This is a genomic window from Caulobacter sp. AVps16 (assembly GCF_058681455.1).
Genome location: NZ_CM178739.1, coordinates 2,955,494 through 2,973,522 on the forward strand (window position 1 = coordinate 2,955,494; position 18,029 = coordinate 2,973,522).

The 18,029-nt window shown below is 67.3% G+C and carries 18 protein-coding genes; 13 read left to right on the forward strand and 5 right to left on the reverse strand.

The window, feature by feature from the left end:
• Positions 1-26 precede the first annotated feature (26 nt).
• Complete coding sequence (locus ACW17U_RS14100; RefSeq protein WP_492053258.1) at positions 27-224, reverse strand: hypothetical protein; 198 nt, start codon at positions 222-224, stop codon at positions 27-29.
• A gap of 121 nt (positions 225-345) precedes the next feature.
• Between ACW17U_RS14100 and ACW17U_RS14105 the strand changes: the two genes are divergently transcribed.
• Entirely contained in the window at positions 346-1,227 is an 882-nt protein-coding gene (locus ACW17U_RS14105; RefSeq protein ID WP_492053260.1) for a LysR substrate-binding domain-containing protein, read from the forward strand.
• 1,247 nt (positions 1,228-2,474) lie between these two features.
• Here the strand turns inward: ACW17U_RS14105 and efp are convergent.
• On the reverse strand, positions 2,475-3,041 hold the full coding sequence (efp, locus tag ACW17U_RS14110) for an elongation factor P (protein ID WP_062143921.1): 567 nt from the start codon (positions 3,039-3,041) through the stop codon (positions 2,475-2,477).
• Between the two features lie 125 nt (positions 3,042-3,166).
• On the opposite strand from efp, the gene epmA reads away from it, so the two are divergent.
• From epmA to ACW17U_RS14135, 5 genes are all read left to right on the forward strand, one after another.
• A complete protein-coding gene (epmA, locus tag ACW17U_RS14115; protein WP_492053263.1) occupies positions 3,167-4,228 on the forward strand; it encodes an EF-P lysine aminoacylase EpmA in 1,062 nt (353 codons plus the stop codon).
• A 174-nt stretch (positions 4,229-4,402) separates the two neighbouring features.
• A complete protein-coding gene (locus ACW17U_RS14120; protein WP_492053264.1) occupies positions 4,403-5,440 on the forward strand; it encodes a lysine-2,3-aminomutase-like protein in 1,038 nt (345 codons plus the stop codon).
• Positions 5,441-5,568: 128 nt separating this feature from the next.
• Positions 5,569-6,447, forward strand: a complete 879-nt coding sequence (locus ACW17U_RS14125; RefSeq protein ID WP_492053265.1) for a 3-hydroxybutyryl-CoA dehydrogenase — start codon at positions 5,569-5,571, stop codon at positions 6,445-6,447.
• A 29-nt stretch (positions 6,448-6,476) separates the two neighbouring features.
• Positions 6,477-7,700 (forward strand): DUF418 domain-containing protein, encoded by a 1,224-nt coding sequence (locus ACW17U_RS14130; RefSeq protein ID WP_492053267.1) that lies wholly within the window; start codon positions 6,477-6,479, stop codon positions 7,698-7,700.
• Between the two features lie 48 nt (positions 7,701-7,748).
• A complete protein-coding gene (locus ACW17U_RS14135; protein ID WP_492053269.1) occupies positions 7,749-8,435 on the forward strand; it encodes a hypothetical protein in 687 nt (228 codons plus the stop codon).
• A gap of 123 nt (positions 8,436-8,558) precedes the next feature.
• Here the strand turns inward: ACW17U_RS14135 and feoB are convergent, their stop codons facing one another.
• Positions 8,559-10,439 (reverse strand): ferrous iron transporter B, encoded by a 1,881-nt coding sequence (gene feoB, locus ACW17U_RS14140; RefSeq protein WP_492053271.1) that lies wholly within the window; start codon positions 10,437-10,439, stop codon positions 8,559-8,561.
• Complete coding sequence (locus tag ACW17U_RS14145) at positions 10,436-10,765, reverse strand: FeoA family protein (RefSeq protein WP_084745719.1); 330 nt, start codon at positions 10,763-10,765, stop codon at positions 10,436-10,438. The genes feoB and ACW17U_RS14145 overlap by 4 nt, the downstream gene beginning before the upstream one ends.
• 213 nt (positions 10,766-10,978) lie before the next feature.
• Between ACW17U_RS14145 and tipF the strand changes: the two genes are divergently transcribed.
• The 3 genes from tipF to ACW17U_RS14160 all read left to right on the forward strand — a co-directional run bounded on the left by tipF (position 10,979) and on the right by ACW17U_RS14160 (position 13,279).
• Complete coding sequence (gene tipF, locus ACW17U_RS14150) at positions 10,979-12,241, forward strand: flagella assembly cyclic-di-GMP phosphodiesterase TipF (protein ID WP_492053273.1); 1,263 nt, start codon at positions 10,979-10,981, stop codon at positions 12,239-12,241.
• An 82-nt stretch (positions 12,242-12,323) separates the two neighbouring features.
• Complete coding sequence (locus ACW17U_RS14155) at positions 12,324-12,581, forward strand: Ada metal-binding domain-containing protein (protein WP_492053275.1); 258 nt, start codon at positions 12,324-12,326, stop codon at positions 12,579-12,581.
• On the forward strand, positions 12,578-13,279 hold the full coding sequence (locus ACW17U_RS14160; protein ID WP_492053277.1) for a 2OG-Fe(II) oxygenase: 702 nt from the start codon (positions 12,578-12,580) through the stop codon (positions 13,277-13,279). Before ACW17U_RS14155 ends, ACW17U_RS14160 begins: the two co-directional genes overlap by 4 nt.
• A 4-nt stretch (positions 13,280-13,283) precedes the next feature.
• On the opposite strand, the gene ACW17U_RS14165 is transcribed toward ACW17U_RS14160, so the two are convergent.
• Positions 13,284-13,850: an NnrU family protein gene (locus ACW17U_RS14165; RefSeq protein WP_492053279.1), complete on the reverse strand. Its 567-nt coding sequence runs from the start codon at positions 13,848-13,850 to the stop codon at positions 13,284-13,286.
• 142 nt (positions 13,851-13,992) lie between these two features.
• Between ACW17U_RS14165 and ACW17U_RS14170 the strand changes: the two genes are divergently transcribed.
• The 4 genes from ACW17U_RS14170 (at position 13,993) to ACW17U_RS14185 (ending at position 17,675) form a co-directional block, all read left to right on the forward strand.
• The gene (locus ACW17U_RS14170) at positions 13,993-14,856 is read left to right on the forward strand and encodes a TIGR01459 family HAD-type hydrolase (RefSeq protein ID WP_492055746.1); all 864 of its coding nucleotides are present in this window, start codon (positions 13,993-13,995) and stop codon (positions 14,854-14,856) included.
• Positions 14,857-14,915: 59 nt separating this feature from the next.
• Positions 14,916-15,341 carry a MaoC family dehydratase gene (locus ACW17U_RS14175; protein ID WP_166504126.1) on the forward strand — a complete coding sequence of 142 codons (426 nt, stop codon included), beginning with the start codon at positions 14,916-14,918 and terminating at the stop codon, positions 15,339-15,341.
• Positions 15,341-16,282, forward strand: a complete 942-nt coding sequence (locus ACW17U_RS14180) for a bifunctional riboflavin kinase/FAD synthetase (RefSeq protein WP_492053281.1) — start codon at positions 15,341-15,343, stop codon at positions 16,280-16,282. The genes ACW17U_RS14175 and ACW17U_RS14180 overlap by 1 nt, the downstream gene beginning before the upstream one ends.
• 307 nt (positions 16,283-16,589) lie before the next feature.
• A complete protein-coding gene (locus ACW17U_RS14185; RefSeq protein WP_492053283.1) occupies positions 16,590-17,675 on the forward strand; it encodes a S1C family serine protease in 1,086 nt (361 codons plus the stop codon).
• Positions 17,676-18,029 lie beyond the last annotated feature (354 nt).

An 18,029-nucleotide genomic window follows, 5' to 3' on the forward strand; every position in this document is an offset into this window, starting at 1 on the left:
TGTGGCTGCCGACCGGCCCCACACTGTCATCGGCGGTCAAGCGACGAGGATGCCAGGGCGATCTGGCGCGGGGCCTGGGGCAAGCCGATCTTGGCGGTCTCATAGGCGCCGGGCAGAGCGGCCTGGTCGCGCTGCCAGCGCAGGTCATCGAGGGGGCGGGCCGGGTGGCCGAGCGTCAGGAAAACGGCGAGCGCCAGCGCACCCGCAACAAGCAGGATCTTCATCTCAGGGCCTTTCGGAGAGGGAATTGAAATCGCGGCGCCAGGGACACCATCGCCTCGCTCGCCCCTGAAAGCCAACGATCCCTATTGGCCCAGCTTGTAAGCCGGACTAACATCTCTTACCATGCGCCTGCCGCCCTTCTCCGCCCTTGCGGCCCTTGAGGCCGCGGCCCGTCATCGCAGCTATAGCCGGGCGGCTGACGAGCTGTTCGTCACCCATGGGGCGATCAGCCAGCAGATCCGCAAGCTGGAGGACGAGCTCGGCGTGCGGCTGTTCCTGCGCAAGGGCAACCGCATGGAGCCCACCGTCACCGGTGCTGCCCTGGCCGCCAGTGTCACAGACGCTCTGAGCAGCCTCAAACACGGGGTCCAGGCGGCGCGCAATGCCGCCTGCGGCCCGATCGTGGTCAGTACCGGCGCGGCCTTCGCGACCCGCTGGCTGGTCACGCGTCTCGCCCGGCTTTCGGCGGAAACGGGCGAGCTGGACCTCACCGTCCGGGTGGAGGACCGGGTGTCGGACCTCTCCACCGACGGCGTCGACGTCGCCCTGCGCTTCGGCATGGGACCCTGGACGGGCGTCGAGTCGGTGCGTCTGCTCAGCGAACGGCTGTTTCCGGTTTGTAGTCCTGCTCTCCTTCTGCGCCACCCGATCCACCAGCCTGAAGACCTGCTGACCGCCCCCCTGCTGCGCCATACGGCCCTGCCCTGGAGCGCCTGGTTCAGCGCCATGGGCCTGCCCTCACCCACCCTGCCGCCCAGCCTGGGCTTTGATGACACCTCGATGATGCTCGATGCGGCCGCGCAAGGTCTTGGCGTCGCCCTGGCCCGCAGCGGCCTGTCCGAGCGCGACCTCCGCGACGGCCGCCTCGTTCGCCCCCTCGCCGGCGCGGTCGAGGTCAATACCGGCCACCACTTTGTCTGGCGGGCCGACAATCCCAAGCTGGCGCGGATCCTCAAGCTGCGGGACTGGTTCGTGGCCGAGACGTTGGACAGCCGGGAGCCGTGACCTCGCCCTGGCGGGCACGGCCCGGCAGCCCCGCGCTTTCGCTGCGAAGGTGATGGAAAGGGTCGCGGAGCGTCCGGACGACGTCCGGATGAGAGATAGAGATTACCGTTTCGACGAAGCCGAGCGCTCCGCGCGACCGTTATCCACCAGCCTCCCGCCAGGTGGCCCTGTTGAGGCCTTACCGGGACCCGGCTCGCGCCGTTTCCAGCGCGCTCCGGCGGTCAAAGAGGACGGGCTTACAGCCAGACACGCCCTTTTGCCTTCAACCACGCCGACGGCGGGCGGGTCTGGCCAGCAACCAGATCCCCGGACACGCTTCAGTATCCCCCTGAAGCCCAGCCCCGCTCGATCACCCCCCGCCGCCGCCATGGTCGCTGGCCTAGCGCCCTTTCCTCGCGACGAGGTGGGTTGATTATGCGGCAGGTTTCATCGCCGGGGACGGGCGCGATCAAGCTTCTGACAAGGCGTTGATCAGGCTGGGCTTTGTTCTCGAAGGAACGGGGATACAGCAAGGCCAATCCCCATACCTCCGTCATTCCCGCCCTTGTGGCGGGAACCCCTGCTTCAGCTGACACGTGAGACACCAGCGAAGTGCGCGCGCACTTCGCCACTCTCGCACCTGCGCCGGACAGAGGGGTTCCCGCCACTAGGGCGGGAATGACGGAGGGTTATGAGAGGCGACGGGCCGTCCGACCGCCCCTGCAGTCAAGGGGCCGTCGCTGCCGGGCTGGCGCCTCAGCGCCCTGGCGCGGGCGCTACCCCGCGCCTGAGACCCCCTGTCGCCGCCACAGAGCAACACACCGCGTCGCCTCCCTCCTCTCCGTCAATGGACAGGCCGCCCCGGCGGTCAGGCCGCGCCCTGATGCCCATGGAGGCGAGCTTGCTCTGAGGACAGGCCGTGTCAATGACCGGCCAGAGGCCGGCCGCGCGCGGCGGCGCGGCGCGCCGTCATTGACACGGCCTGTCCTCAGAGCTCCAATTCCACCAAGGGTTTTAGGGTGGGCTCCCGCGACGGGGCGCGGGTAGGCTTGGAGATTAGAGCGAGCCGCTGTGCGCCAGAAACGCCCCCCCACCGAAAAAGGCCCGGCGCTTGCGCACCGGGCCTTCTGATCTCGTCCTTCTCCCCATGCGGGAGAAGGTGTCGCCGTCAGGCGACGGATGAGGGGTCGCGCGGACGGTTCTGAGAGACCTCTCATCCGTCCGCTGCGCGGCCACCTTCTCCCACAAGGGGAGAAGGGTACCCGTCCCTAGTCCTTGGCGCGTTCCTGGTAGCTGTTGTCTTCGGTCAGGATCACGACCCGGACGCCGACGGCGATATAGGGCGGGACCGTGGTCTTGACGCCATTGCTGAGCAGGGCGGGCTTGTAGGAGGAGCTGGCGGTCTGGCCCTTCACCGAAGGTTCGGTGTCGACGACTTCCAGGATCATGGTGCGCGGCAGTTCGATGGCGATCGGCACGTCGTTGTGGGTCGACAGCTGGACCGTCATGTTCTCCTGCAGATAGGGCGCGGCATCGCCGATCACGTCAGCGGTGGCCACAACCTGGTCATAGGATTCCGGGTTCATGAAGTGGAAGCCCTCACCATCCTGGTACAGGAAGGTGTGGTCGCGCTGGTCGACGAAGGCGCGCTCGACCTGCTCGGTGGTGCGATAGCGCTCCGAAACCTTCACGCCGTCGCTGATGCGGCGCATGTTCAGCTGGGTGACCGGGGTCCCCTTGCCGGGGTGGATGTTGTCGACGGTCAGAACGACATAGAGACGGCCGTCCATATCGACGACGGCGCCCTTGCGGAGCGAGCTGGCGGCTACCTTCACTTCGTTAGTCCTCAGGTTTTCCGGGCGCTGCCCGGAGGCGGCCGCGCGAAGGGGGTGGTGATCCTTTGACCGCCCTCCTATAGCGAACGCGGCAATTTCGCCAGCCTCTGATGCGGGATGCCCCCGTGGCCCTTGACGCCCCCTCGCCTGCAAGGTCGCCCTGGTGGACCCCGACGATCCACGCTGACCGCCGGCCGTTCCTTTTGATCCGCAACCGGATCACGCGTGCGGTGCGCGAGGCCTTCGAGGCCGAGGGCTTCATCGAGGTCGAGGGGGCCGCCCTGCAGGTCTCGCCCGGCAACGAGGCCCATCTGCACGCCTTTTCGACCACCCTGCTGAGCCTGACCGGCGAGCCGGACCAGGCCTATTACCTGCACACCTCGCCAGAATTTGCCTGCAAGAAGCTGCTGGCGGCGGGCGAGGACAAGATCTTCGATTTCGCCCGGGTCTGGCGCAATCGCGAGCGGGGGCCGCTGCATCATCCCGAATTCGTCATGCTGGAATGGTACCGGACGGGCGCGCCCTACCAGACCCTGATGGACGACTGCGCGCGGCTTCTCAGTCTGGCGGCCGAGACGGCCGGGACCAGAACCTTTTCGTTCCGCGGCATGACCTGCGATCCCTTCGCGGTGCCTGAACGCCTGACTGTGGCCGAGGCCTTCGAACGTCATGCCGGGGTCGACCTGCTTGCGAGCCTCGGGCCCGGGGGCGAGACGGATCGCGAGGCCCTGGCGGCGGCCGCGACGGCGGCGGGGATCCGGGTGGCCGACGACGACAGCTGGGCCGACGTCTTCAGCAAGGTGATCGTCGAGAAGGTCGAGCCGAAGCTCGGGGCCGGTCGGGCCACGATCCTGTGCGAATATCCGGTGGCCGAAGCCGCCCTGGCGCGGCCGAAACCGGGCGATCCGCGGGTGGCCGAACGCTTCGAGCTCTATGCCTGCGGCGTCGAGCTGGCCAATGCCTTCGGCGAACTGACGGATCCCGCCGAGCAGCGCCGCCGCTTCGTCGCCGAGATGGACGAGAAGCAGCGCATCTATGGCGAACGCTATCCGATCGACGAGGACTTCCTCGCGGCCCTGGAGATCATGCCCGAGGCCTCGGGCTGCGCCCTGGGTTTCGACCGGCTGGTAATGCTGGCGGCCGGGGCCAGTCGGGTGGACCAGGTGATGTGGGTGCCGGTGGCCTGAAGGGCGTGAGACGTCCGGCACTTGCCCCCTCCGCGCTGCGCGCTCCTCCCCCGGAGGGGGAAGATGAAACGCGCCGACCTCATCTTCCCCCTCCGGGGGAAGACGGCTGCGCAGCAGCCCGTAGGGGGCAAGTGGTCGACTCTCCGGCCCTTTTGCGCCATATCCCCGCCTCCCATGCCCCCCGCCCAGACCCTCCGCAGCGCAGCCGCCCTGGCCGATGCCGGCCTGATCGCTCCCGAGCGGTTGCCGGCGCTCGAGCGGGTAGCGGCGCAGTATGCGGTGGCGATCACGGCCGACATGACCGCCCTGATCGTGCCGGGCGACGATGCCGACCCCATTGCCCGCCAGTTCCTGCCCCAGGCCGCCGAACTGGTGTCGGCCCCCGGCGAGGATCCCGACCCGATCGGCGACCTGACCCACAGCCCGGTCGAGGGGATCGTTCACCGCTATCCCGACCGGGTGCTGCTGAAACCCACCCACACCTGCGCGGTCTATTGCCGGTTCTGCTTCCGGCGCGAGATGGTCGGGCCCGAGGGGCTGAAGACCCTGTCGCCGGACGAGCTGGACGCCGCCTTCGCCTATATCGCCGGACGGCCGGAGATCTGGGAGGTCATCGTCACCGGCGGCGATCCGCTGGTGCTGTCGCCCCGCCGCCTGCGCGACATCGGCGAGCGGCTGGCGAAGATCGATCATGTGAAAGTGGTGCGCTTCCACACCCGGGTTCCGGCGGTCGATCCGTCTCTGGTCACCGACGAAATGGTCGCGGCCCTGAAGGCCAGCGGCAAGGCGGTCTATGTCGCCCTGCACGCCAACCACGCCCGCGAGCTGACCCCCGCCGCCCGCGCCGCCTGCGCCCGGATCGTCGATGCGGGGCTTCCAATGATCAGCCAGACCGTGCTGCTGGCCGGGATCAATGATGACGCCGAGACCCTGGGCGCCCTGATGCGGGCCTTCGTCGAGACCCGGATCAAGCCCTATTACCTGCACCACCACGACCATGCGCCCGGCACCAGCCACCTGCGCACCGGCCTCGCCGAGGGCCAGGCGCTGATGAAAGCGTTGCGCGGAAGGGTCTCGGGCCTGGCCCAGCCGACCTACATCCTCGACATCCCCGGCGGTCACGGCAAGGTCCCCGTAGGCCCCCACTATCTGGCCGAGGGCGCGGTGGAAGACCCACAGGGTCAGAGCCACATCTATCCGCCGGTCGGATAGCGCGACCGATCCGCGCTGCGTCGCAGCAAAGTCTGGACGAGGCCGTGGATTCTCGTGCTAGAAACAGCGCCACAATTTCGGGCGCGGACGATGGTCCCAGCGCCGTTTCAAGCGAAGGCTTGGCGTTCATGAGTGAAATCAAGACGGTCGGCGTCATCGGCGCGGGCCAGATGGGATCGGGCATCGCGCATGTTTGCGCGCTCGCGGGCTATGACGTCGTGCTGCACGACATCTCCAGAGACCGGATCGACGCAGGCCTGGTCCTGATCGAGAAGAACATGGCGCGCCAGGTCAGCCGCGGCATCATCGACCAGGCGGCCATGACTGGCGCTCTGTCGCGGATCACCGGTGCCGAGGGCCTGGAAGCCGTGGGCCAGACCGACCTCGCCATCGAGGCGGCCACCGAGAACGAAGAGACCAAGAAGGCCATCTTCCGCAGCCTGCAGCCGCACCTGAAGTCCGACACCCTGCTGGCCTCGAACACCTCGTCGATCTCGATCACGCGCCTGGCCTCGGCCACGGATCGCCCCGAGCGGTTCATCGGCCTGCACTTCATGAATCCGGTCCCGCTGATGAAGCTGGTCGAGATCATTCGCGGCATCGCCACCGACGTCCCCACCTATGAGCGGGCCGTGGCCTTTGCCCAGTCGCTGGGCAAGATCACCAGCAATGCCGAAGATTTCCCGGCCTTCATCGTCAACCGCGTGCTGGTGCCGATGATCAACGAGGCGATCTACACCCTCTATGAGGGCGTCGGCACGGTCGACGCGATCGACACCGCCATGAAGCTGGGGGCCAACCACCCGATGGGCCCGCTGGAGCTGGGCGATTTCATCGGCCTCGACACCGTGCTGTCGATCATGAACGTGCTGCACGAAGGCCTGGCCGACAGCAAATACCGTCCCTGCCCGCTGCTGGTGAAATATGTCGAGGCCGGCTGGCTTGGCAAAAAGGCCGGACGGGGCTTCTATGACTATCGGGGCGAGACGCCGGTTCCCACGCGCTAGGCGTGCGGCGTCTCCAAAGGGGGACGCCGATGACCGAGACTCAAGCCTTGCGGCCCGTGGCGGCCGGTGATCGCCATATGAGCCTGGACGTCCTGCGGGGCCTGGGCGTGATGGGCATCCTTGCGGTCAATGCCGTGGCCTTCGCCATGCCCATGGACGTCTATATGACGCCCAAGCTTTCGCCCTTCCCGATGACCGGGGCCGAGGGCGACGCCTGGTGGGTGGTGCAGACCTTCTTCCACTTCAAGTTCGTCACCCTGTTCTCGATGCTGTTCGGCGTGTCGTTGCTGCTGGTCGGCGGCGAGCGCAGCGACAAGCCACGCGGGGCTCTGCTGCGGCGCAGGCTGGGCTGGCTGACCCTGTTCGGCCTGATCCACGGTCTGCTGATCTGGTATGGCGACATTCTGCTGCTCTATGCCGTGACCGGCTTTGTCGTGCTGCTGTTCCGCTCCTGGAAGCCGCGCACCCTGTTCATCGTCGCCATCACGATCATCCTGCTGGGCTCGGCCATGGCGGTCCTGCCGATCATGGCCCTGGACTACGCCCCGGCCGAGATCCGCACCGAGGTGCTCAAGGAAATGGCCAAGGGTGACCCGGCCGACATCGCGGCCGCCATTGCCACCGTCAAGTCCGGCCTCGCCGGGGCCATGAGCGTCAATTTCAAGGCCTGGATGTTCCTGCAGCCGGCCAGCCTGCTGGTCGTCATCTGGCGGACCGGGGCCCTGATGATGCTGGGCATGGCGCTCTACAAGTGGGGCTTCCTGACCGGCCGCGCCCCGACCTGGGTCTATGCCCTTCTGGTCGCCTTCGGAGCGGTCGGCCTGTGGGTGACCGGCATGGAGTCGCGCGAGAAGCTGATCATTGATTTCGCCCAGCCGCGCTCCAGCGGGGCCCTGCAGATCGGCTTCGAATTCCTGACCCTGCCCATCACCCTGGGCTATGCGTCCCTGGCCATCCTGCTGCTGAAGCTGGATCTGTTCCGCAAGCTGCTCACACCCCTGGCCCGCCTGGGCCAGATGGCCTTCACCAACTACATCAGCCAGTCGATCATCATGACCACGATCTTCTGGGGCGGACGCGGGCTGGGCCTCTATGGCGATGCCAACCGGGTGGACCTCTGGGTGATCGTCGCGATCATCTGGGGCGTGCAACTGATCTGGTCACCGCTGTGGCTGTCGAAGTTCTCGATGGGCCCGCTGGAGTGGGTCTGGCGGCGTCTGGCCTATGGCAAGGGCCTGGCAAGAGCGGCCTAGCCGACCGCAGGAACCCGTTACGCCATCAACCTGTCCAGGGGCGCGTCCATGCGGCATCTCTATCTGGCGTTCTTGCTGGCCTTCGCCGTCACGCTGTTTGGCTTCTGGCCAAGCTTTACCGGCGGGGCGGGGCCGCTGGATCCCCTGCGCATCCTCCACGGCGTCCTGGCGACCGGCTGGATGGTTATGCTGGTGGTCCAGAGCTGGCTGATCGGACGCGGACACACGCTCTGGCATCGCTGGATCGGCCGGACCTCGCTGATCATCGCGCCGGCCCTCGTCGTCAGCGCCTTCACCCTGGTGACCGACATGCTCGGTCCCAACTCGCATTTCGATGTGCCGCTGCGCCTGACCCTGGCCTGGATCGACGTCTGGTCGCTGGCCCTGTTCAGCCTGCTCTTCATCCTGGCCATCGCCTGCCGGCGGACGATGTTCCTGCATGCCCGCTTCATGGCCTCGACGGCCTTCGTCGCCCTGCCGCCGGCCCTGGGCCGGGCCTATGGCATGAATATTCCATCGCTCGGCGGCCTGGCCGGCGCTTTGCCGCCCAGCTTCTGGACGGTCCAGGCGGTGCTGGTCGGCCTTGTCCTGTGGGACGGTTTCAGGGGACGCTGGGCGAGCCCCTGGTGGCTGACCCTGGTCGCCATGACGGCCATCCGGCTCACCATGTTCCAGGCCCCGAACTGGCCCTGGTTCGTGGCGTTCGCCCGGATAATCGGCCTGCCCGCCGGCTAGAGCCCTTGCCGACCTGATGGCTTCATCAGGGTCGGACGAAAAGGGCTCTAAATCAAAAGTTTAGCGCATTTTTCGATCCGATAACCGTTTCACACCTATCGGAAAACGCTCTAGGGCCGGCGGTTACCCCGCCCCCATCGCCACGGCGACATGATAGGTCACAAACGCCGCCAGATAGGCCAGGGCGACCATGTAGACGAACATCACGGTCGGCCACAGCCAGCTGTTGGTCTCGCGCTTGACCACGGCCAGGGTCGGGGCGCACTGCGGTGCGAACACGTACCAGGCCAGGAACGACAGGGCCGAGGCCAGCGACCACTGGCTCGACAGGGTCGCCGACAGGGCCGTGGCGGCCCCGTCAGGATCACTGACCGCATAGACCGTGCCCAGGGTCGCCACGGCGACCTCGCGGGCGGCCATGCCGGGGATCAGGGCGATCGACATCTGCCAGTTGAAGCCGATCGGCCGGAGCAGGGGCTCTATCCAGCCGCCGAGTATGCCCGCGAAGCTGTAGTCGATGGCCGGACCCGTCGCGCCCTCGGGCGGATAGGGGAAGGTCGCCAGCACCCAGATCAGCACCATCAGGGGCAGGATGATCTTGCCGGCGCGGGTGATGAAGATCTTGGCCCGGGCCCAGAGGTTCAGCAGCACATTGCGCGGCTCGGGCCAGCGATAGGTCGGCAGTTCCATCATGAAGGGCTCGACCGTACCGCGCCAGAACACCCGGCGGATCACGAACGACACCGCCAGGGCGCTGACAATCCCGCTGGCATAGAGCCCGAACATCACCAGGCCCTGCAGGGACAGGAAGCCCCACACCGTCTTCTGCGGAATAAAGGCCCCGATGATCAGGGTATAGACCGGGATCCGGGCCGAGCAGGTCATCAGCGGCGCCACCAGAATGGTGGTCAGGCGGTCATGGCGGTTGTCGATCACCCGCGTCGACATGATCCCGGGGATGGCGCAGGCGAAGCTGGACAGAAGCGGAATGAAGGCGCGGCCGTGCAGGCCAGCCCCGCCCATGATCTTGTCCATCAGGAAGGCGGCGCGGGCCATGTAGCCGCTGTCTTCCAGCAGCAGGATGAAGAAGAACAGGATCAGGATCTGCGGCAGGAACACCAGCACACTGCCGACACCGGCGATCAGGCCATCGGCGATCAGGCTGCCCAGCAGCCCCTGGGGCAGATGGGCGCCGACCCAGCCCGCCAGGGCCGCGAAGCCACCGTCAATCAGGTCCATGGCCGGGGTTGCCCAGGTGAAGACCGCCTGAAACATCACGAACAGCAGCAGGCCCAGGATCAGCAGGCCCGCCGCCGGGTTCAGCAGCACATCATCGATCTTGCCGGTGATGGTGTCGGGCCGCTCCGGCGGCTTCACACAGGCCTTGAAGATGCGCTGGGCCTCGGCGTGGGCGGCGCGGATCTCGGCGGCATCGGGCTCGTGCCAGGTGCTGGCGTGCTCGCCGGCCAGGCTCACGGTCAGGGCTTCGGCCTGGGCGATCAGGTCGTCCAGGCCGCGCTTGCGGGTCGCCACCGTGGTGACGATCGGCGCACCGATCTCGCTGGCCAGGCGCTCGACGTCGATGCGAAGCCCCTGGCGCTGGGCGATGTCGAACATGTTGAGGGCCAGGACGAACGGCCGGCCGACCTGTTTCAGTTCCAGCGCCAGACGCAGCACGAGACGCAGATTGGTCGCATCGGCCACGCAGATCAGAACGTCGGGGGCCGACTCGCCGGCCAGCCGTCCGAGGATGGCGTCGCGGGTCACCACCTCGTCGGGACTGCGGGCCCGCAGGGAATAGGTGCCGGGCAGGTCGAGCAGGCGCAGGGTGCGGCCACCGGCCGTGGTCAGCACGCCTTCCTTGCGCTCCACCGTGACGCCCGCATAGTTGGCCACCTTCTGGCGGCTGCCGGTCAGGGCGTTGAACAGGGCGGTTTTGCCGGAATTGGGATTGCCGACCAGGGCGATGCGCGCCGGGTCAAGCGATGCGGCTTGAGAGGTCAAGACTGGTTCCCGTCAAACAGTACGGACACGGCGCTGGCTTCGCGGCGGCGCAGGGCGACGCGGCTGTCGTCCACACGCACGGCGATCGGGTCGCGACCGAAAAGCCCTTCGTGCAGGACCTCGACCCTTGCGCCCTCGACAAAGCCCATTTCCAGCAGGCGGCGCTCCAGCTCCTCCGCGTCGACGGCCTCCGCCGCGCCGGTCCGACCGGTGACACTGAGGATCACCCCCTTGTCGCCAAGCGAAGCCTCGCCCAGGGAGCGGGCGGAGGGTGTCGCGGCAAGGGCGGCCTCAAGGCCAGAAACCGGGGCTAGACCGTCAGGCATCAGAATTCTCGTGAACACTTGCGAGTGATTATCAGTCCAAGGCGTCGCTGTCGATGCAGAGAGACGCGCCTTTGATGTCAGAACGCGCCCGTATCGGTTATGCTGCTGCACAGGACGACGGAACGAGGCGGAATAGCGCAGGGGCGTTAATCCGTTCGACTCTTGGCGTCCGGACCGGTCTGATTGCCTGTAACGATTCGCGTGGACGGACTGATGCGAAGGCTGATGCTGGGGCTGCTCACGGGCGCCTATCTTTGTCTGGCTCTGATCATCTCCCTCGTGCTGTGGCGCACGGGGGCGGCACCGGCTGTCGGTCTGGCGGCCTTTATCGGCACGCTCGGCCTGTGCTTTGCCTTCCACGGCATGATCGCCAGCACCTTCGAGACCGCCCGCACCCGCATGGACATCGATACGGTCCGCGAGGCCCACGCCATCCTGCTCGACCAGATCGAAAAGATCGACGCCCGCATGACCGAACTGGTCGAGAGCGTGGCCCAGGATGCGCAGCGCCGGTCGGAGGAGCTGTCCACCGAGGTCCACCAGCTCGAAGACCTGATCGCCACGATGAACGACCGGCTGGAACACCAGCTTACCCATCAGGTCGCCGCGGCGCGCACCGAGGTTCGCGGCCGCACCCCGCAGGCCAATGTCATGCTGCAGGTGGTCCAGGACGCCCTCGCCGAGAACCGCGTCGATCTCTATCTGCAGCCGATCGTCAGCCTGCCCCAGCGGCGCACCGTCTTCTATGAGAGCTTCTCGCGTCTGCGCGATGAAACCGGCCGGGTGATGATGCCGGCCGAGTACCTGGCTGTCGCCGAGCCCGAAGGCCTGATGACCGCCATCGACAACCTGCTGCTGTTCCGTTGCGTGCAGATCGTGCGCCGGCTGGCCAAGCAGGACCGCAAGGTCGGGATCTTCTGCAACATCTCCCTGGCCAGCCTGGCCGACGAGAGCTTCTTCCCGCAGTTCCTTGAGTTCATGCAGGGCAACAAGGACCTGGCCGGCGCGGTGATCTTCGAACTGGGTCAGGCGGCGTTCGACCGGCGCGGCCCCGTGGAAGCCCGCCACATGTCGCGTCTGGCCAGCCTCGGCTTCCAGTTCAGCCTCGACAAGGTCAACGACCTGGATCTCGATTTCCAGGACCTGGCCCGCGCTGACGTCAAGTTCCTCAAGGTCGGTGCCCAGATGATGCTGGACCAGCTGAAGGAAGAGGACGGCAAGCTGGTCATCGCCTCCCTGCCCGACCTGAATGCCGCCGACTTCGCCGCCCTGACCCGCCGCTACGGCATCGAGGTCATTGTCGAGAAGGTCGAGGCCGAACGGCAGATCGTCGACATCCTCGACCTCGATATCGGCTATGGCCAGGGCCATCTGTTCGGCGAACCCCGCGCTATCCGCGACGCCGTCCTGGCCGAGGCCGAACCGCCCCAGGACTTCATGCGCGGAGCCCTGCGCCGCCGCGCCTCAGGCTGGTGACAGTTTTCGGTACCGGGCCGCAAGCTTCGGAATGACGGACGTCCCCTGAGGGCGCAGGCTTCCTGGAAGACGGGAGCCCGCCATGAGATTTGCCGACTATGCCGACGACGAGGCCCGCTGGGCCGCCTGCCTGGAGCGGGACCCTGCGGCCGACGGCGCGTTCTTCATCGCTGTCCGGACGACCGGGATCTATTGTCGCCCCGTCTGCCCTGCCCGGCCGCTGCGCAAGAACGTCGTGTTCCATGCCACCGGGGCCGAAGCCCGCGCGGCCGGTTTCCGGGCCTGCAAGCGCTGCAAGCCTGAGCGCCTGGACCCCGCCGTCAGCGAGGCCCGCGCTTGATCTGCCCACCTTCGGACCTGGACTGGGCGCGGATCACCGCCGAGCTGGACAGCCGGGGCTGGGCCCTGACCGGACCGCTGTTCACGCAGGAGACCTGCGCCGACCTGGCGGCCCTCTATGACCGGACGGAGCTGTTCCGCAGCCGCGTGGTCATGGCCCGCTACGGTTTCGGCAGGGGCGAGTACCAGTACTTCGCCTACCCCCTGCCGGAGGCGGTCCAGACCCTGCGCGAGAGCCTGTTTCCGCCCCTGGCTAGGATCGCCAATCACTGGGCGCAACGCCTGAGCGAGGACCGGCGCTTTCCCGAAGCCCTGGACGAGATGCTGGCACTGTGCCGCGAGGCCGGCCAGATCCGGCCGACGCCGCTGCTGCTGACCTACGGCCCTGGCGACTATAACTGCCTGCATCAGGACCTTTATGGCGATCAGGTCTTCCCGCTGCAGGCCGCCTTCCTGCTCGACGAGCCGGGACGCGACTTCGAGGGCGGCGAGTTCGTGCTGGTCGAACAGCGTCCCCGCCAGCAGTCGGCCCCCCAGGTCGTGCCGCTGCGCCAGGGCGAGGGCGTGATCTTCGCCGTGCGCGACAGGCCGGCCGAAGGCACGCGCGGCGTCCACCGGCGGATCCTGCGGCACGGGGTCAGCGAAATCCGCTCAGGCCGTCGCCGGACCCTGGGCGTCATCTTTCATGATGCGCCGTAAGGGCTCAGCCGAGGGGCGAAACCCCGAAGAACACCCGGTGCAGGAACATCACGAACAGGGCGTAGAGGACCGTCCCGGCCACGACCATGATCAGGTCGGCCATCGGCTTGGTCGCGACCGGCGCGGGCTCCCGACGCCCGAGGACCGAGATCAGGTCGATCACACCAAAGGCCAGGAAGGCCCCGAACAGCATGACCGAGGCCTGATCGCCATTGGCCAGCAGGTGGGCGATCGACCACAGGATCACGCCAATCAGCATCGGATGGCGAACCGTCGCCTTGATGCGTCCCACCGGGCCATTGGCTCCGGCCAGCAGGATGAAGGCCGGCAGCACGAGCGCCATGGCCAGGTGGCGGCCCCAGAGCGGCGGATCATACAGCTGCGGCGCCATCAGCCGGTACTGCATCCAGCCCCAGATGATCAGGCCCAGGCCTGCGGCAGCGATCAGGGAATAGAGGCCTTTCCACCGACCCGGACTGGCCGCGACCTGGGCGTCGCGGAAAGGCCCCGCGACGATGCGAACCGCGTGGATGCCGAAAAACAGGACAAGTCCCAGGATCAGAATGGTCATCAGGCCCTCCCCGGCGCACGGCCGAGCATAGTCACGGAACGGCCAGCAGCGAAAGCCGTGCCTCTTGCAAAGCGCGGCCGGCGAGGACACCTGAGCCCTCCAGGCGTTGACGCCCTCCTCCCCGACCGGTACCGCCGCCGCCATGATCGATTTTCCCGAACGCCTCTCGGCTCTCCGTGATCGCTACGACATCGTCCTCTGCGACGTCTGGGGCGTGATCCACAATGGCGTCCAGAGCTTCCCGGAAGCCTGCGAGGCCCTGGTGCAGTGGGGCGCTCAGGTCGGGCCGGTGGTCCTGATCTCCAACGCGCCGCGCCCGTCGCATGACGTGGTCTCCCAGCTGGACAGCCTAGGCGTGCCGCGCGCGGCCTGGAGCGGCTTCGTCACCTCCGGCGACGCTACCCGCGACCTCCTGAGCGCTCGCGCGCCGGGCAAGGTCTGGCGGATCGGTCCGGACCGCGATGGTCCGCTCTATGCCGGCCTTGACCTGGACCTGACCGGGTCCTGCGAGGACGCCGACTTCATCGGCTGCACCGGCCTCTATGACGACGAGACCGAGGAGCCCGAACTCTATCGCGACCGTCTGGCGGTGGCGGCGCAGCGGGGCCTGACCTTCATCTGCGCCAATCCCGACCGGGTGGTGCAGCGCGGCGACCGGCTGATCTACTGCGCCGGGGCCCTGGCCGACCTCTATGAGAGCCTCGGTGGGCAAGTGATCATGGCGGGCAAGCCCTTCGCGCCGATCTATGACCTGGCGATCGCCGAGGCCGAGCGCCTGACCGGCCGGCCCGTGGACCGCAATCGCGTCCTCTGTATCGGCGATGGTGTGATCACCGACGTCCTCGGGGCCGAGAACCAGAATCTGGCCTGCCTGTTCATCGCCAAGGGCATCCATGGCGAAAAGGCCCTGGGGCCGGACGGCCAGTTGAATCCGGAAGCGGTCCTGGCCCTGCTGGCGGCCGATAAGGTCGGGGCCACGCACGCCGTGGGTGATCTGGTCTGGTGATCGGCGGTCCAGCCGCTAAGCTCAGCCCCAACGGAAAACAAGAAAAGTCGCAAGGACGCGTGATGCAGGGTCTGTTTCTCGAGGAACTCAGCGTCGGCCAGACCGCCGATCTGGTCCGCACGGTCGGCGAGGCCGACATCATCGCCTTCGCCGCCGTGACGGGTGACAACAATCCCGTCCACCTCGACCCCGACTATGCGGCGACCACCAGCTTTGGCGAGCGTATCGCCCACGGCATGCTGTCGGCCGGCTATATCTCGGCGGTGATCGGCACCACCCTGCCGGGACCCGGCGCGATCTATCTGTCCCAGGCCCTTCGCTTCAAGCGGCCGGTCAAGATCGGCGACGAGGTCACGGCCCGCGCCACCATCACCGAGATCGACACCGCCAAGGCCCGCGTCACCCTGGCTACGGTCTGTCTGGTCAAGGGCAAGCCGGTGGTCGAGGGCGAGGCCCTGATCATGGTTCCGCGCAAGGCCGGCTGATGACCCTGACCATCGTTCAAGGCTGGAAGGACCTGCCGGCCCAGGAGCGCGGCGCGGCCGTGGCGCTGGGCAATTTCGACGGCGTGCACCGCGGCCATCAGCAGGTGATCGCCGAGGCCGCCAAGGCCGCCCTGTCACTCAAGGTGCCGCTCGGCGTTGTGACCTTTGATCCGCATCCGCGCCGGCTGTTTCGCCCGACCGAGCCGGCCTTCCGTCTGATGACGGTCGAGCAGCAGGCCCGGGTTCTGGGCGGCATGGGCGTCGATATCCTCTATCTGCTGCCGTTCGACTTCCAGATGGCCAGCTTTTCGGACCGCGAGTTCGTCGAGCAGGTGATGGTCGAGGGGCTGGGCGTGCGCCATGTCGCCGCCGGCTTCGACATCTCGTTCGGCAAGGGCCGCACCGGCAGTCCCGATGGGATGAGGGCCTATGGCGCTGAGCATGGCTTCGGCGTCTCGATCGCCGAGCCGGTGGCCGGCGAGACGGGCGACAAGTTCTCCTCCACCAGTGTCCGGGATGCCCTGCGCGAGGGTCACCCGGAAACGGCCGCCAGGATCCTGGGCCGCCCCTTCGCCATCGAGGGCGTGGTCCGGCGCGGCCAGCAGCTGGGCCGACAGCTGGGCTTTCCGACCGCCAATGTCGAGATCGTCGACTATGTGGTGCCCAGGCTCGGCGTCTATGCCACCCGCACGCGCCTGCCGGACGGCCGTGAGGTGCCCGGGGTCGCCAATCTCGGCAACAATCCCACCACCGGACGGGTCGAGACCCGGCTGGAGACCTGGCTGTTCGACTTCGATGAGGACCTCTATGGCCAGGTCATCGAAACCCAGCTGATCGCCTTCCTGCGGCCGGAGCTGAAGTTCGACAGCATCGACCTGATGGTCGAACAGATCCGGCGCGACGAGACGGCGGCCCGGGCGATCGTGGCGCCGGGATTCTAGACAGGATCCTCCCCCTTTGAGGGAGGTTATCGCCCAAAGCCAATACCGGCTGCCATCCCGGACGAGCGCGCAGCGCGAAGATCCGGGACCGACGCCTGAGCGCCGCGTTCCAGGTCAGTCCCGGATCGGCGCCTGGCTTTGCCAGGCTTGTCCGGGATGACACCTTTTCTGGCGGCAGATCCTAAGGCCTGAGACCCGGCATCAGGGGAGCATCTATCCCTCCCCTCTCAACACACGAGGGAGGAGAAAAGCTTTCCCCCTTGGCTCAGCCCCGTTAACCTCTCTTAACCATGGTGGGGGCGGGACGTTGAAAGCGCGCAAGTACGAGCATTTCGCCAGGGCGCGGCGGCCGGTGCCCAGGCGCCGGCACGAAATCCTGTCCTATCCGGCCGACACCCAGTTCGTATTCGACACCGGCAAGGCCGTCGAGGTCGAGGGCGGCTATTGCGCCCTGCCCAATGGCGACCTGCTGGACGCCTATTCCAATGCCGTGGTCCGCGCGGTCGAGGTGGTCGGACCGGCCGTTGTCCGGGTACACCCGATGCTGGAAGACCCGCGCATGCAGGGTATCGGCTCGGGCTTCGCCTTCGCGACCGGCGGCCTGATCCTGACCAACAGCCACGTGGTCCAGGGGGCCTCGCGCTTCGTGATCATCACCGCCGAGGGCCGCAGCCTCACGGCCCGCTGCGTAGGCGACGATCCCGATACCGACCTGGCGATTCTCAAGGTCGACCAGAATGTCGATATTCCCGTCGCCAAGCTGGGCGACTCCAAGAAGCTGCGGCGCGGCCAGCTGGTCATCGCCATCGGCGCGCCTCTGGGCTTCGAGGCGACCGTGACCACCGGGGTGGTCTCGGCCCTGGGCCGGTCCCTGCGCGGCGAGCGTGGCCGGCTGATCGAGGACCTGATCCAGACCGACGCGGCCCTCAATCCCGGCAACAGCGGCGGCCCCCTGGTCAATTCCAGCGGCGAGGTGGTCGGCATCGCCACCGCTGTGATCGCCGGCTATCAGGGCCTGTGCTTTGCCGTGGCGGTCAATACGGCCACCTATGTGATCCAGGAACTGATGGACCACGGCTTCGTCCGGCGTGGCTCGATCGGTCTCGTCGCCCAGCAGGCCCCGATCCCGGCCGCCCTGGCCCGGGCCACCGGCGTCACCCAGGCCTATGCGGTCTTCGTCGCCCAGGTCGACAGCGGCGGCCCCGCAGCCAAGGCCGGGGTCAAGGAAGGCGACCTGCTGATCCAGGCCGGCGACCAGGTCCTGACCGGCCTCGACGACCTGCTGCGCGCCCTCGACCATCACGCCATCAACAAGCCCACCCTGTTCAGCCTGATCCGCGAAGGCCGACTCATGACGGTGACGATCACGCCGAAGGTGCGGAAGCGGGGCTAACTGCACTTTTGTCCGCCCTCCCCGGCGAAAGCCGGGGCCCAGATACACCCTGAACCTCTGGGGGTGTTGCGCCTACTGCCGGCCTCACGATCCGCCATCTTTCCGGGTTCGATCTGGGCCCCGGCTTTCGCCGGGGAGAGCGGAGACACTACTATCCCGCCCCGGCCTTGAGCCGGGGGCGCAGCGCGCCGATCCGGGACCGACGCCTGAGCGCCGCGTTCCAGATCGGTCCCGGATCTTCACCCGGCTATGCCGGGCTCGTCCGGGATGACACGAGTTTGGAGCTTGCGGGTTTGCTCCACACCAAACCCTCTGCTATCCCCGGACCATGACTTTCGTTCGGAAAACCCCGCG